The 13,525-nt window shown below is 69.4% G+C and carries 13 protein-coding genes; all 13 read right to left on the bottom strand.

Annotation, left to right across the window (positions count from 1 at the left end):
- Positions 1 to 52 precede the first annotated feature (52 nt).
- The 13 genes from bet to ACZ3TS_RS18260 all read right to left on the bottom strand — a co-directional run bounded on the left by bet (position 53) and on the right by ACZ3TS_RS18260 (position 13,512).
- Entirely contained in the window at positions 53 to 1,042 is a 990-nt protein-coding gene (bet, locus tag ACZ3TS_RS18320) for a phage recombination protein Bet (protein WP_467618965.1), read from the bottom strand.
- A gap of 27 nt (positions 1,043 to 1,069) precedes the next feature.
- Positions 1,070 to 1,414, bottom strand: a complete 345-nt coding sequence (locus ACZ3TS_RS18315) for a hypothetical protein (RefSeq protein WP_374084448.1) — start codon at positions 1,412 to 1,414, stop codon at positions 1,070 to 1,072.
- A 110-nt stretch (positions 1,415 to 1,524) separates the two neighbouring features.
- Positions 1,525 to 1,728, bottom strand: a complete 204-nt coding sequence (locus tag ACZ3TS_RS18310) for a hypothetical protein (RefSeq protein WP_467618962.1) — start codon at positions 1,726 to 1,728, stop codon at positions 1,525 to 1,527.
- An 89-nt stretch (positions 1,729 to 1,817) separates the two neighbouring features.
- On the bottom strand, positions 1,818 to 2,390 hold the full coding sequence (locus ACZ3TS_RS18305; RefSeq protein WP_467618960.1) for a hypothetical protein: 573 nt from the start codon (positions 2,388 to 2,390) through the stop codon (positions 1,818 to 1,820).
- Between the two features lie 1,097 nt (positions 2,391 to 3,487).
- Complete coding sequence (locus ACZ3TS_RS18300; protein ID WP_467618959.1) at positions 3,488 to 4,297, bottom strand: hypothetical protein; 810 nt, start codon at positions 4,295 to 4,297, stop codon at positions 3,488 to 3,490.
- Between the two features lie 135 nt (positions 4,298 to 4,432).
- Positions 4,433 to 8,560, bottom strand: a complete 4,128-nt coding sequence (locus ACZ3TS_RS18295) for a trypsin-like peptidase domain-containing protein (RefSeq protein WP_467618958.1) — start codon at positions 8,558 to 8,560, stop codon at positions 4,433 to 4,435.
- 7 nt (positions 8,561 to 8,567) lie between these two features.
- Positions 8,568 to 8,876: a trypco2 family protein gene (locus tag ACZ3TS_RS18290; RefSeq protein ID WP_467618955.1), complete on the bottom strand. Its 309-nt coding sequence runs from the start codon at positions 8,874 to 8,876 to the stop codon at positions 8,568 to 8,570.
- Complete coding sequence (locus tag ACZ3TS_RS18285; RefSeq protein ID WP_467618954.1) at positions 8,855 to 9,088, bottom strand: hypothetical protein; 234 nt, start codon at positions 9,086 to 9,088, stop codon at positions 8,855 to 8,857. The genes ACZ3TS_RS18290 and ACZ3TS_RS18285 overlap by 22 nt, the downstream gene beginning before the upstream one ends.
- Before the next feature lie 322 nt (positions 9,089 to 9,410).
- The gene (locus ACZ3TS_RS18280; RefSeq protein ID WP_467618952.1) at positions 9,411 to 9,656 is read right to left on the bottom strand and encodes a hypothetical protein; all 246 of its coding nucleotides are present in this window, start codon (positions 9,654 to 9,656) and stop codon (positions 9,411 to 9,413) included.
- 31 nt (positions 9,657 to 9,687) lie between these two features.
- Positions 9,688 to 10,893 (bottom strand): peptidoglycan-binding protein, encoded by a 1,206-nt coding sequence (locus ACZ3TS_RS18275; RefSeq protein WP_467618950.1) that lies wholly within the window; start codon positions 10,891 to 10,893, stop codon positions 9,688 to 9,690.
- A 148-nt stretch (positions 10,894 to 11,041) separates the two neighbouring features.
- Positions 11,042 to 11,479 carry a hypothetical protein gene (locus ACZ3TS_RS18270; protein ID WP_467618949.1) on the bottom strand — a complete coding sequence of 146 codons (438 nt, stop codon included), beginning with the start codon at positions 11,477 to 11,479 and terminating at the stop codon, positions 11,042 to 11,044.
- Entirely contained in the window at positions 11,480 to 12,589 is a 1,110-nt protein-coding gene (locus ACZ3TS_RS18265) for a hypothetical protein (protein WP_467618948.1), read from the bottom strand. It lies immediately after the preceding gene.
- Entirely contained in the window at positions 12,586 to 13,512 is a 927-nt protein-coding gene (locus tag ACZ3TS_RS18260) for a hypothetical protein (protein WP_467618946.1), read from the bottom strand. Before ACZ3TS_RS18260 ends, ACZ3TS_RS18265 begins: the two co-directional genes overlap by 4 nt.
- Positions 13,513 to 13,525: the final 13 nt, after the last annotated feature.

Below are 13,525 nucleotides of genomic sequence, written 5' to 3'. Positions count from 1 at the left end.
AGAGGGTGGGGTGCCGCCCGACGACAGCGGGCGGCACCCGGTGTCGTCAGGGTCAGGAGGCCCGGCGAGGTGCGGCGGCGCGCTTTCGCGGAGCCCGCTTCGCCGGGGCCGGGGGCTCGTCGGGCGGGGCGGATTCGGAGGAGGCGTCCGGCTCGGCCTTCGCGGCGGCCTTCTTCGCGGCACGCGCCCGCTTCTTCGGCGCGGGCTTCTCCGTGGTCTCGCCCTGGTCCTCGGCGGACTCCTCCTTCGCGTCGCCGCCCTTGTCGGCCCCCGCTTCGAGCCCGGCGGCCTCGCGCAGGCGTCGGGTCGCCTCTTCCGCCTCACGGACGACGGCTTCAGCGTCGGCCCGCGCCATCTCCTCATCCGAATACACGCCGGACAGGTCCTGCGGCGCGGCCATGCGCAGCGCGCCGGCCTCGGCGCACTTGCGGAGCATGTGGGCGGGCATCTGCTGCCACATCTTCGCCACGACGTACGCGCCCTGCTTGCGGTCGTAGTACGTCGGGGCGAACTCGTCCCAGCGGGCGATCATGGGGAACCGGCTGGTGCCGCGCAGGACGGTGACCTTGACCGCGGCCGGGTACGCCTTGGACAGCCAGACCTCGTGGGCGTTGCCCTCGGAGTCGTAGTAGACGGTGTCCTCGTACGAGATGGACTCCCCGGCCTTGGCCGCCGCCCGGTGCGCGACGGTGCGGAAGCCGTCGATGCCGGTCTGGATGGTCCAGGTCTTCTCCGGCTCGTCGGGGTTGTCGGCGGCCTTCCAGTTGGTGCGGCCGATCATGTAGATCTGCCGGGCGAACGGGTCGAGGCCGCTGCGCACGCAGTAGTGGAAGAAGACGGCCAGTTGCGCACGCGGCGCTTGCTCCAGCCCGGGACTGATCAGAGCCAGGGCGGCCACCTGACGTGCGTCGAACTCCAGTTGGTCGGCGCGCAGGACGACGGCGCTCTGGGACACGCTGCGTTCGGGCAGTACCTCTGTGGTCGTCAGGGGCGGCGCGCTGGACGCAGCGTCGTCGCCCTGCTGTTCGGTCGGTTGGTTCATGGGGCGTTCGTCTCCAAGAGAACTGATTCAGTCGGTCCGCAGGGCGCGGACCTCGAAGGCGCTCACCCACTCGGGGTGACGCTCGATGAGCAGCCGGACGTACCGGCTGCGGAAGTTGTTGTTGAGGCGGAACTCGTCGCCCTCGGTCGCCGTGACGTATCGCCAGCGCAGGACCTCGAAGAGCATCCCGATGCCGACTCGGCTCGCGCCGCGCTTCAGGTAGTCGGCGGTCAGGGCTTCCAACGCGCGGAGCACCCAGGGGTTGAGCTGGTGGAACGTCTCGAACTGGGCCTGGATCGACGCCGGCTGGTTCTCCGGCTGCCTCACGGTGTGGATGACCAGGCCCGGTATCTCGTCCTGGACGGCTGCCATACCCACCCCCTGGTGTGACCTCTTTCAAGAATGTCACCTATCTTGAGGGTCGGCGGCCAGATGATCAACCCCACCGGCTACAGGCGCGACTTCACGCACTTGGCCCGAGGTCAGGCGGAGGTCCGCTCGGCCGCCTCCTCCATGCGTGCCTCGCGAGCCTCGTTGGCCGCCGACGCGGCCCGCAGGGCATCGATGGCGATGTTGGAGTCGGGGTGCTTGAGGACGTAGAGCGAGAGGGCCCCTTCGATGATCAGGGCATCGCGGGCGCTCATGACCGCGATCTCGTCGCCTCCCGGCGTTGCGCTGAACTGCACTGCTGCCTCCTTGGTGAATTGTGGCCCCCGCAAAGGGGATCACTTATATCTTAATTGCAATTCGAGGCTAGGTACAGTGTTTGCGCAGGTCAGATGGCCTTTCGGGTATGGCGGCCTCGGGTCAGTACGCGACTGCCGGGCCCGTCGTACGTGCCGTCGCGAAGGGCGGCGACGACCGCTTCGTCCACGTCCCAGGGCAGGCCCCGCGCGCTCTCGCGGAGCTTCGGGACAGCATCGAGGACGGTCTCCAGCATCCAGAGCCTCGACCCGGACAGCAGCCAGTCGTGCTCCGGAAACCGCCCAGTCGCGATGGTCGTCGCCAAATTGCCCTGCGCGGGCAGATGGAACAGCTCGATGATCTCCTGCTGGCCGACGATCGGCGGCAGCTCATCCCCCAGATCCGGCTCCCAGCCCTCACCCTGCTCCGCGATGATCCGCGCCCTCACGTCCAGGTCGACCTGTCGGAACCGCGCCGTGGTCGCTCCCCACCTGACAGCGAAGCCGAGCGGCCAATACCGCACCCCACTGACGATGATGGCGGTCTCCGGATCCAGCACACTGCCGCGGCTCGGCGCCAGCCACTGCGCGACCTGCTTCGCGTCGACGCGGTACAGCGCGGCGAACTCCTGGTGCCCGACCAGATACGGCTTGCCCCGACTCATCCCCGTCCTCCGGTCTCTGCCCTGGTGCAGTGGGCAGCGTAGCCGTACGCGCACGCCGGCGTCGGCGGCGGTCGCTGCTATGGTGGCGGCGGTCTTTCTCCAAGAGGACCGATCGGCCCCCGCTTCGGCGGGGGCCGTGTGCGTTGCCGCGCTGCCTACGCGGTCTTGCCCTCGGACCGGTCGGCGGTGGAGCTGAGCCGGGGCGCGCCCTGCTCCTTCCTCTGTCGCGTGAACCGCAGGGCGTGGATGGTGCGCCCGCCGGTCGCCTCGCGGAAGGCGCCCGCCAGCCTTGGTTAGCCGCCGCCCATTCAGTGTGAACAGCGGTCCGTCCGCGCGCGAACCGCTGAGCTCTAGCAGGGCGTTGGCCGCCGATGCGATGATCCCGGCCTCATTAGCTTCGTTCACGTCCAGCAGCAGCGTTAGTCGGCCGCTTTGGGCCGCAGTTACGGATCTTGAGGCCCGTGGTTGTCTTGAGAAACAGCAGCGCGGGCGTCGGCTCAGCCGGTCGATCAGGGTCGCGCTTGCGACTGCCGTCCCAGTGCGGCCAGCCACCTCCGCGAGTTGCACGCGCACCGCGGAGACGACGATCGATAACCTCAAGGAGTTCGTCGCCCGCTTCGATCAGGCTGCCGAGTCCGGGCCAGCCAGCTACGAGGTGACAATGGGGCCGATACCGATCCCGTCCGAGTGGTAAGCGACATAGGCCCGATCAGGGTGCTCGTGATTGGCGGCGTCGGCTTGGGCCCCGGCGAGGTCTTGTCGTACAGCACCAACCCAGGCGCCGCTGCGGTTAACGCCAGTCAGGTCCTCGGCGTGGCGACTCACTGGGCAGACCGCGACGTACTCGTACGAGTCTGGAGAGCCTCCGCCCTCTCCGGGATTCCTCACCGTCGCCCGGATCGGGGGCCCCGATGTGGCGCTGCCTCCCCCCGCGAACATTTCGAATTTCGGTCCGTCATGGAGAATCCAGACGACCATGGGATCAGTGCCGAGGTGGTAGCGCGGCACTTGCTCCTTCGTCTTCGCGATCTTGTCGTGTGGCACGTTCACCTCTCCGCTAGTTGGGATGAAGATGATCCGCTTGAGTGGCCTGAGCATCAGGTGAACGGCGTGTCAAACGTGATCTGTGCACGACCGTGGCAGTTGCTGAACGCGGCCACGACAATGGCGACCGCTCGAGGGTCCGCGTGGAACCAATCAACGCTCTGACCGGGCTGAAGGATGACGTGAAACGTGCCCTCACCGCCCTCGGGCACGAATGCCCCAGATGCTGTGACGCCGGCAAGGACGATCGGGCATTCGCCGGTGTTCACAGGATGGCCTATGCCAGCCGCGGTCGTGTGTTCGTTCGTCAGCCTTATATAGTTGGAGGCGCTGCCAGGGCTGGGGACGTCCTGCCACGTCCGACCGTCCGCGGTGAGCCCGCTGCTCGGCGGTGAACCTGCACTTGTCGGTTTCCTCTCCGGAGTGCCCTCTGAGCTTGGCCCGGCGCTCAGCGGATCGCCAGGTGCCACCCTCTGGCCGTTGCGGCCGCGCGTACCAGCAGGCCACAATCCCGCTACCCCGCCCGAAGCCCTGGGGGCCGACGTGCCGGACACTCGGATCGTGATCGTCTCCGGCTCTACATACTCGTAGGTGCCAGTCTCGGGGTTCCGGTGCGCCCATGCCACGAATTGGCCGGTCCTTGCGTCGATTACGGGAACTGAGCCCCCTCCGCCTTCATCTCCCGGGATGATCCCGTGGTAGGTACCAAAGTCGTGGAGAATGGCCAGAAGGCTTGGCTCAGGCCCCGGCCCGGGTTCCGCCTTCTTGGTCTTGGCCAGCTCGTCGTCTTGAGGCATTGGTTCGCTGCCCTTCAAGGGTGGGTGCACGCTTCCCAGGATGGGTTCGCCCAACTCTCTGAGCATGGTGCACGTTTCAGGAAGTCGTCGTGCCACGTACCCGGGTGCTGAATGTTACGCGGCCAGATCTGTCGATCTTGAGACATTTGCCGACCTCAGGTGTGGGCCTGCGGCTTCCTCCGATCGCGAACACAACGGGTTCTAAGGTGCGGGGGGTGGTGGCACGTCGTCGATGCTGACATGGAGCAGCGACAGCTGATCCTGGACGGTCGGGTCCTGCTGGTAGTCCAGGTGGCCCAGGATCGGCGCGAGCAACGGCTCGTCGGCGGTACGCCCGTAACGTACGGGGTCCTTCAGCGGGCCGAAGTCCACCTCATCCCACTCGGTCTGGATGGCGATCGGACCTCCGATCGGGTCAGTCAGCCGCCATCCGTTGCGCCAGGCGTTCAGGTCTCGGTGCAGCGCGTGGAGGTGCCCCCGTCCGAAGTACGCCGGGAACCAGCGTCCGTAGATCCGGCTCAGGGGTGAGCCGCAGGTGAGGAGGGAGATCCGGCGCCGTGCAGCCGGCGCAAGCTGCCACAACGCGGCGGCGATCAGCACACTTCCCTGGCCGTATCCGCGGAGGACCGTTCTGCGGCGGCCAGCCTCCTTGAGCGAGGTGGTCAACCGCCAGGAGAGATCAGCGATCGCCCGCTCCGCGTACGAGGGCGGGGCCAGCGGGTGGGCCGCCCGCGGCCAGAAGGTGCAGATGTCCCAGAACAGTCCGAACGTGCGCCGCGCCGCAGAGTTCCGGTACGCCAGCCAGCTCATCGTCAGTAGCAGCGCGACGAGAAGTCCCACGAGCCAGGCGCCCATCGCTTGAGCGGTCGCGCCCAGCTCGGACAGCGGCCCCGGCGCCACGCTCGTCGCCCGGTCGGGAGCCTCCTGGGTCGTCAAGGCGCCGACCATTGCCGCGACACTGAGGAGAGCGACGACGCATGCCAGCGAGCCCAGCACCGTAGGAGCGAAGTCGGTGAGCTTCGCGCGGGCCTTCGCGGTGGCGATGGCCCGGGTGCGTGGCAGGTTCATCGCCTCCACGTCGTCGTACAACTCGCCCGGATAGTCCGCGACGACCCACGCCGCCATGCTCTTCCGGCGCCTCGACTGCCGTATTGCGACCAGCACGACGAGCTCCACGCCCACCAGGGCGACCAGGGGGAGCATGGCCGCGTGCCAGACGAGCATCACGGGCGGCCCGGCGATCGCCGGGGGGTGCCCGGTGGTGTTACCGGGGTCCAGCCAGTTGGCGACCAGTTCGGCCGCGCCGCCGGAGAACCCGCCGGCCAACGCGCAGGCGACTGCGGCGAATGCGGGGCCGGCCTGTCCCCGCAACGCGACCATCTGGGGATACGAGTGGAAGAGGAGGCGGGCGACGACGACAAGCGCGGCGGTGAGCAGCCAGGGCACCAACACCAGGTAGTCGACGGCCTCTGCACCGGGCAGCCGCCCGCTGGACTGCCACTGTGGCCGCGACCAACCGACGTACACGAGGGCGAGCGCGAACTGGGCCGACGCGGCGACGGGCAGCGCCCGGGCTACTGGTCGTGCCCCCGGCCGCAGATCCAGCCTGCTCTCGCTGCGGCCCCGCCGCGCCACGACACCGACCACCGCAAGCCAGGTGACCGTCACGGTCGAGGCGAGCGCCCAGCCACCGGCTTCGAGCACTCCGGCGCCGTGCGCGGAGCGGTCCCCGGCCAGCGTCGCCACCACCAGGGCCGTGGTCACGGTCAATAGCCCGGCCGCGGTGTGCGCCGCACGCAAGGACGCCGTGAACGCCCGCCCATACCAGAAGCCCGGCAACTCCAGCTTCGAGCGCCACGACGCGTAGTCCCCGTCCTCCGCGAGGAATCGCTGCGGTGGCGGGGAGGTCGACTCGTGGGCCGTCCACGACAGGCAGGACAGCCACGCCATCAGGGCTACCCCACCGGCCGGAATCAGGGCGCAGACGGCCAGCCGGCGGCCCGGCTCGGACCACCAGCCGTACGCGTCGGCGGCCAGGGAGGCCAGCCAGGGCTTGCCACTTGCGCACGACGCCGTTCCGGCGCACTGCCACGCCACGAGGTCCAGAACCACCTCGCAGACGACGGCGGCCAGCAGCACGGTCAGGCTAAGTCCGAGGAGGCGGACGAGGACGTCGTACGCACGCTGGGCCGTGGGCCGCCGGTTGCCGTCGGGCTTGGCCCAGTGGGCGAGGTTGACCGCGATGAAGGGGAGCGACAGCAGCCACAGGGCCCGTGCCGCGTTGCCCAGGGCCAGGTTCGACCAGGAGTACGTCTCGGGGACCGGCCCGTCGGATGCGTCCCGGTCGTCGACCCTGCGGTAGATGCCGGCGGTCTGGTCGCCCGACACGAGCTCGACACGCGGATCATTCAGGATGTGCGCGGGCGAGGTCTCGTCGAGGCCGTGGACCGCGAGTTCCACTGCCCGCTCGCGCGTTCGGGCCAGCGCGGTCAGGTGTTCCTCGTCGTCGGTGGCCGACTGGACGAAGGTGTTCTCGGCGAGCAGCGGGCCGATGCCGATGTTCTCGCGGATGCGGTCGGTGCGCCGTACGTCGGTGGCTAGTTGCACCGCGCTCTCGGTATCGCCCAGGGAGGCAACTTGATGGGCATAGTCGGACAGCAGGTAATCGGGGGTTGCCTCGGGCCATCCTTCCGCCGTGTAGCTGGCGTTCCATGTCTTGATTCGCGCCTCGTACTCATGGATATCGTCTTCCAGCTCGTTGCGGGCGACCTCGAGCAGGGTGTCGTGGGCGAACGCGTACCCTCGCTCCGCGGCCAACGTCTCGGTGGCATTCCCGCTCGGGTGCAGGATGCGTCTGAGGGGGCGGTCGATCCGCCGCTTCACTTCGAACCGCGGGCGCTCGGTGAGTTCCTGGAGGTCCCGGACCGTTAGGCTGCCGCGCGCGGCTGCGACCAGTCCGATGATGTCGCGGGTCAACTCGTCGCCCTGCAGCGCCTCGTCCATCTCCCGGGCGGCCTCGTGCTGGATGTTGCGGGCGGCCACCGACGGTTCGAGCCGCAGCACCGGGCAGCGCCGCAAAGGGTGGTCGGGATCGACGTCCCTGGGCAGGCCGGGATGGGGTCGGCTGGTCACCAGGACCCGTACGTGGTCCGGCGGACTGCTCGGAAGCAGGGAGGCAATGCTCGGGCTCTTCGACCTGTCCTCGTCGAGTCCGTCCACTATCAGCAGGAGCATGCCGCCCTGTGCCGCTACGCGCTTCGCCGCTTGCGCGAGGAGCAGCCGGAGCTCCCCGGACCGGGCTGCCTCAGCAGTGGTGCCGATGGGGTCGCGGCCCGCCAGCGCGGCGCACTGCTGGATCAGGGATTCGACGTACGCGGGACTGTCCGCTTTGCTCGCATGCCTGTTGGTGACGAAGAACGACACGGGCACGACTCCGTGCGGGGGGTGCAGCGCGAGCCACGACGCCAGAGCGGTCTTGCCCGCCCACGCCGCGCCCTGGATCCACTGGTACCTGTCGGGCCCCGCACAGAAGCGGACCAACTGCTCCAGCTCGCGTTGCCTGTCCAGGAGTTCGTCCGGTGCGAGGGAATCCAGGTACGCCGTGAACGCGGCGAGCGTCGCCTCCTGGTGATGGGGGGGTACAACGTCCTCGAGGTCCGCGGGCCGCAGCCCGACGCCGAGCACGATCTCGAGCGCGGCGAGTTCGCTCTCGGTCAGCCGTTCCGACCAGCGGTCCAGTCGGCTCGCCGCGAGCCGCCCAGGACCGTCGGACAGATGGTGTTCGGCGACCACTCCGACGATGCGTCCCCCGCTGAACACGGCGGCCCCGGACATCGCGGCCCAAGGGGACTCTTCCTCCACCGGGTCGGGCGGGGTGACCGACAGGTCGAGGGTGCCCTCGCGGCGATTGGACAGCACCGCGCAGACGGCGTGGACGTGCTCCACGTCGCGGTACCGGGAGCCGTCGGGCGCGGTGCGCATCTTGAAGGCGGGGAAGCCGACGGCACCGGCATGGATGACGGCGTCCCGCTCACCGACCCTGCCGAACTCGGCGACGGCGGCCTGGGGCGCATCTGGGACGGCCAGTATCGCGATGTCGATCTCGGCGTGCTGCCAGATCACGGTGGCGGCGGATTCCGTCGTACCCGGCCGGTCCGCGTTGAAGCGCACCTGTACGGCTGTCGCGTCCCGCACCACGTGTCGTGCCGTCAGGACCGTCCGAGGCGCGATGAGATACCCCGACCCCCGTCGACCGTCACCGCCCTCCAGGTCCACGATGACCTCGGCCGCGTACTCGATGCGCAGGCCGGAGGACGTGGAAGGCGGCATGCGGTCGTCACCGCTCTCGGGGGACCTTGTTGCCGGAGATCAGCGCCGTTCGAGCCGTCCCGTCGGCACTGACGGTCTTCGGAAGGAGTGTGAGGGTAATCCGCTGCGTGGCCGTCTGTCCGTACTTTCCGTCGGCACTGGCCTCGACGACCCAGAACCGCACCTTGCCGCTGCCGCCCCCCTCGCGGGACACGGCCACGGTCGCCTCAATCTCCACGGGGCCGAGTTCGAAGCGGACCGACTGTCCGGAGCCATCGACCGTCGCCTCGATCAGTTCCCGGCGCAACTCTCGGATCATCTCAGTGAGTTCAAGCATGTTTCCCCCTCGCTCCAAGCCCACGTGCCGATGCTACTGCCCCGGTCGGCACCGACCAGTGGAACCACGAGAACCTCCGCCAAAAAGGGAGGGGTTGGCGGGCCGACGCCAGCCGTCCGCCAGGACACGTTGTACTTGCGCTCGATCTCCCCCATCGTCATGCCGCCGCGGTCGTCGCGCCGGATCGCGGCGTACAGCTCCACCTTGGACATCTGGCGCATGACCCGGGGCCTTTCACCAGGAGGACCTCGATGCTGTCCAGGCAAGGACCTCGACGCCATCAAAGCTCAACTCGTGAACAAAGTCAGCCTCATAGATACCGGCCTCCTTCGGCCGGGCCTCCACTCCCAGAGCAGATGCCATACCGCGCGGACGGCGGCCGGGACCGCCGGGTTCGCAAGCGCGGTGTCCACCTCCAGGTCGGTGACGAGCAGACTTGTCGTATCCATCATGACCCCCAGGCCGCAGGAACAAATGGGCCCTCACGCTATTCGCACCGTCGGACAACACCGCTGAACAGCAGGGGTGTTCGTCTCAGCCGCGGGCCAGGCTGAAGACGGTGAGCACCACCGCGGTGATGCTCACCAGCACGGCGACGGTCGGCAGCGGCCACCTGGTCTTCTCCAGCGCGCTCACCCTTTCCTCCAGATCCCCCAGGGCCTTGTCCGTTTGGTCGCTGCGCTGGACGAGCAACGCCAACTGTCCGTCGATGCGCGCAAATCCGACCTCCAGCGCCTGGCGCAACTCCGCCAGGGCGAGCGCGACCTGACCTTCAGGCACGGTCTCCTCCTCTTCTCTCGCTGGCCGGCGGTCAGTACTTGGGCGTTGCCGGGTCACGCTTGAGCGGGAGCCACGAGGCCGTTCCGGGCCTGCCCAGGACGGTGCCGAGGGTGGACTTCAGCGCGCTGAGCGCGGCGGGTATCGAGGAGACCGCGGCGGCCTGCCACGCCGACAGGGACACCATGTCCGTCGTGCTGGAGGCCGCCATCAGGCCCAGCAGCGACTGGAGGTAGGTGGCAACGGTGCGCTCGGCAACATCGGCAAGGGCCTGCGGCATCAGGTCGTGCTCCTGGTTCGGGGTGGTCGGGGTCGGGTCGGCGATGCCGGCCTGGTGCGGGACGCGGAGGTCCGCCCAGGTCTGCGGGCCGGGAATGCCGTCGGCGTAAGCGCCGTGGTGGCCGCGCTTGATCTGGTAGGCCGCGTAGGAGCGGCGGTGCGCGTCGTTCCACACCGGGCCCGGCGGCGTGTCGTAGGAGTCGCAGCCCTCGGCGATCAGCCGCTTCGCCATCGCGGCGATCACCGGGGACGAGCGTCCCTTGTGGAAGAACTGCTTGCCCGGGTACGCCACGTACTTCGGTGTCGGCTTCGGCTTGGGCTTGGGGTCCGGCTTGGGCTTGGGCTTCGGGTCCGGCTTCGGCTTACTGCGGTCCTTGAGGTGCCGGGCGACCCGGGCGCGGAAGTCGTCCATGTCGATGCCGCCCGGGTCCGGCTTCCCTGGCCGCCACTCCTTGTGGCCGATGACGGAGTGCTCGTTCCACCCATGTGCGCGGCAGATGGCCGCCGCCGCCCGCGCCATCGCGTCGAGCTGTGCCGTCGGCCACGGCTGGCTCCCGGTGTTGATGCACTCGAAGCCATAGAAGTGCCGGTTGCCGTCGGTGTCCGCCTCGTTGTCGCGCGGCAGGTCCGTCTTCTCCGCGATGACCGCGAGCAGGACGTCGGTGTCCCCCATGCCGGCGTGGTTGGTCCGGCCGTAGCCGACCAGGTGGATCGTCCCAGACCGGTCGATGACGCCATGGCAGAGGGGACCTGGAAGATCCTGGTAGCCGACGCGGCACAGCTCCACCATGTCCTGCTCGGAGCTGTACGGCCCGGTGTGGTGAATCATGACCCCGTTCGCGGGGCCCCAGTTGCCGTGGGTGTTCCGGTTGTGGGTGCGCCATTTGCCGTGCTCGACCACGCCGAGCCCGGCGCCCTTCAGCACGGACAGGAACCTGTCCGCGCTCAGCGGTGTAGCCACGCGCTTCGTCCTTCTCCCCTGCGCCGGATGGCAGTCGGCCGTGGCCGCCGCGGCGGTCCGGTCCCTCGGGAGTCGAAGCGGGTGGAGGGTCACCCAGAGCGTCATGCTACCGGCGGCGCACCGGCCGGTGGCCGACGCGCGCAGCCGGTCAGGTGTCGGCGCGGTCGGTGCGGAAAGACGTGCTGTCCAGGCTGATCCAGGACGCGCGGACGGTGCCGCCGCCCTGGACGCGCAGCCGCACCAGGCCCTTGGGATCGATGTCGAGCTGGAGACTGCGGCGTGCCGCGTTGGAGGCGACATCGACCGTGCGCGGCGCTTCCGGCCAGTACCCCTCGGGCAGCAGCGCGACCAGCTGCTCGTCGGCGGCCCGGTCGCCGGCCAGTCCGATACGGCCGCAGAACTCGGTCGTGTCCCAGGGGTTGGCCCGGAACTGCGGCGGCTGCTCCTCGTCCGGGACGGTGGTGTCGCCGGTCAGCGGCAGGTCGCGCCACTCCGGGTACGGCGCGCGGCGGGCGCGTTCCAGGGTGACGACCCGCTTCTCCAGCTTGGCCAGTCGGCGGCCGAGGTCGGCGATGGTGTCCGGCACCTACTGCTCCTCTCCTTCGCCCGTCTCGTCCTCGGGCTTGTTGGTGCGCTCCAGCTTCAGCGTCACGCGCTCAGCCGTCTCGCCCTCGCCGGGCCGTACCGTCCAGCCGACGATCCGGCACCAGCCGTCGAACTCGGTGTGCGGCTCGAACAAGCGGATCCGTACGTCGTCGCCGATACGCAGCGCGTGGATCGGGGCCGCCGGGTGGTCGACGATCTCCAGCTCGGTCAGCGAGGGCAGGACCTGGCGGGCCAGCCGTTCACGGCGGGCCCGCTGCCTCAGCTTCGCTTCGTCCTTCTCGCTCGTCTCCAGCCGATGTTCCAGACGTAGACGGCCGTTGCGTACGCCGTCCACGACGACCTTGCGCTTCTTGCCCTCGCCCGCGCCGAGCCCAATGACCCACTGGGCGTAGGAGTCGGCGTCCTTGAGGACGTGCGGGGTGCCGACCACGTTGGCGCCGGTGGTGAACGTCAGGTCCTCGCGGCGTCGGCCAAGGCGCGGCGCACCGAGGATGATGCGGCGCTCAGCACGGCGCCCGCGCCAGGCCACGGTCTCCGACCACTCCAGGCCGTCGTCGATCTCGGCCATCTCGTCCACCATCTCGCCGAGGTTGCGCGGGTCGGTCTTCGAGGTGGTGTACGGGTCCTTCGCGGTGCCGGTCTTCGCCTTCGACTTCGTGTCGTCCACGACCACGCCGAGGTCGCCGTCCGGCTGTGCCTGGGCGTAGGCCCACACATCGCGGATCACGTCGCACGGGTCGCCTTCGATGTACGGGCCGCGGCCGTCGAGGTTGCCGTGCAGGTCGAAGCGGCGGTGGAGGTAGCTGGTGAAACCGGAGGCTTCGACGGGCAGGGTGCTGCCCTCTGGTTCGGCGCGCCAGAGCAGCCCGCCCCAGTCGAGGCGGGCGTTGCGCTCGACGAGGAGCACCGTGTCGCCAGCGTCGAGCGCGTCACCGAGGGAGCGGCGGAACGCCGTCGGCAGGGTCGCCTTCAGCGAGCCGGGCCCGGACATCTCCGGGCCGTACTCGACCTCGCTCAGGGGCAGGTTCCAGTGCAGAACGTCACCGGTCGCGGCCCGGGCCACGATGTAGCGGTAGTCGGCCATCGTCACGCAGGCCCTTCCGTGAACGCGACATCGAGCGTGACGGTCGTGCCCTTGGCCACGGTCAAGTCGCCGTCGCCGTACTTGTCGTTCTGGTTGATCTCGACGGCCAGGTGCTGGCGGGTGCCTCGGTAGGCGGGCGGTACGGCGAGCGTGTCGGCCAGGGTCACGGAGGAGCGGCGGGTGGTGGTGCCGTCGTCGTCCACGACGGTCGGCTTCGCGGCGCGCTCTCCGAGCCGAGTGCGCAGCTCGGCGTACACGGAGCCCGCCTCGGCGCGCAGGCCGGAGAGGGTGACGACGATGGTGGCCGTCGTCGCCCAGGCCGGGACGTCAAGATCCCAGGCGGCTTCCTTGGGCCAGGCCGCCCACTTGCCGTGCTTGCCGGGCACCTCCTCCGTCGTGGTCGGGTGCACGGTGCGCAGGGTGCGCTCGGTGCGCGGGTTCGCGAGCTGCCGCAGGTCGGTGATCATGTCGGCGGTGATCGCCGCGGTGTTGCGCGGCAGGGTGATGCGGGCCAGTGCGATCCCGGTCATGCCCTCGGGCACGGTGGCGGCGTCGCGGGCCACGCCCTTGACGACGTGGAAGTATCCGATCTCCTGCGTGCGGGGGTCGCGTTCGCCCTCCCACTCGGGGTCCTCGATCCGCAGGACGATCAGGTCAGTGCGGGCAAAGGGGCCGGTCGGCTCGACGTCGACCCGCACGTCACCGATGTTGCTCTGGGTGTAGGCCCCCTGCCACGGGCGGGCGCCGTGGATGAGGGCGGAGCCGTCACCGACGCGGACGCCGGGGCCGGGGGTCTCCAGCGGGCGGACCTTCAGGTCCTCGCTCTCCGCGACGCCCTGCCGGCCGCGGGCGAGATCGCGGATCATCAGGCGCATCGCGCGGGCGGAGTGGTCGGCCCCGCGCACCATCATGGGGGGTTGCAGCGTCACGAGTGCTCTCCGT

It is taken from the genome of Streptomyces sp. NPDC022910 (genome assembly GCF_055561075.1).
This window is presented reverse-complemented; position numbering and strand designations above follow the sequence as displayed.

What these genes read in the sequence shown, in the direction of transcription:
- ACZ3TS_RS18295 (WP_467618958.1), bottom strand. Translation starts at nt 8,560, where the DNA reads ATGCCGCCTTCCACGTCCTCCGGCCTGCGCATCGAGTACGCGGCCGAG.
- ACZ3TS_RS18300 (WP_467618959.1), bottom strand. Translation starts at nt 4,297, where the DNA reads ATGCTCAGAGAGTTGGGCGAACCCATCCTGGGAAGCGTGCACCCACCC.
- ACZ3TS_RS18315 (WP_374084448.1), bottom strand. Translation starts at nt 1,414, where the DNA reads ATGGCAGCCGTCCAGGACGAGATACCGGGCCTGGTCATCCACACCGTG.
- bet (WP_467618965.1), bottom strand. Translation starts at nt 1,042, where the DNA reads ATGAACCAACCGACCGAACAGCAGGGCGACGACGCTGCGTCCAGCGCG.
- ACZ3TS_RS18290 (WP_467618955.1), bottom strand. Translation starts at nt 8,876, where the DNA reads ATGCTTGAACTCACTGAGATGATCCGAGAGTTGCGCCGGGAACTGATC.
- ACZ3TS_RS18305 (WP_467618960.1), bottom strand. Translation starts at nt 2,390, where the DNA reads ATGAGTCGGGGCAAGCCGTATCTGGTCGGGCACCAGGAGTTCGCCGCG.
- ACZ3TS_RS18285 (WP_467618954.1), bottom strand. Translation starts at nt 9,088, where the DNA reads ATGTCCAAGGTGGAGCTGTACGCCGCGATCCGGCGCGACGACCGCGGC.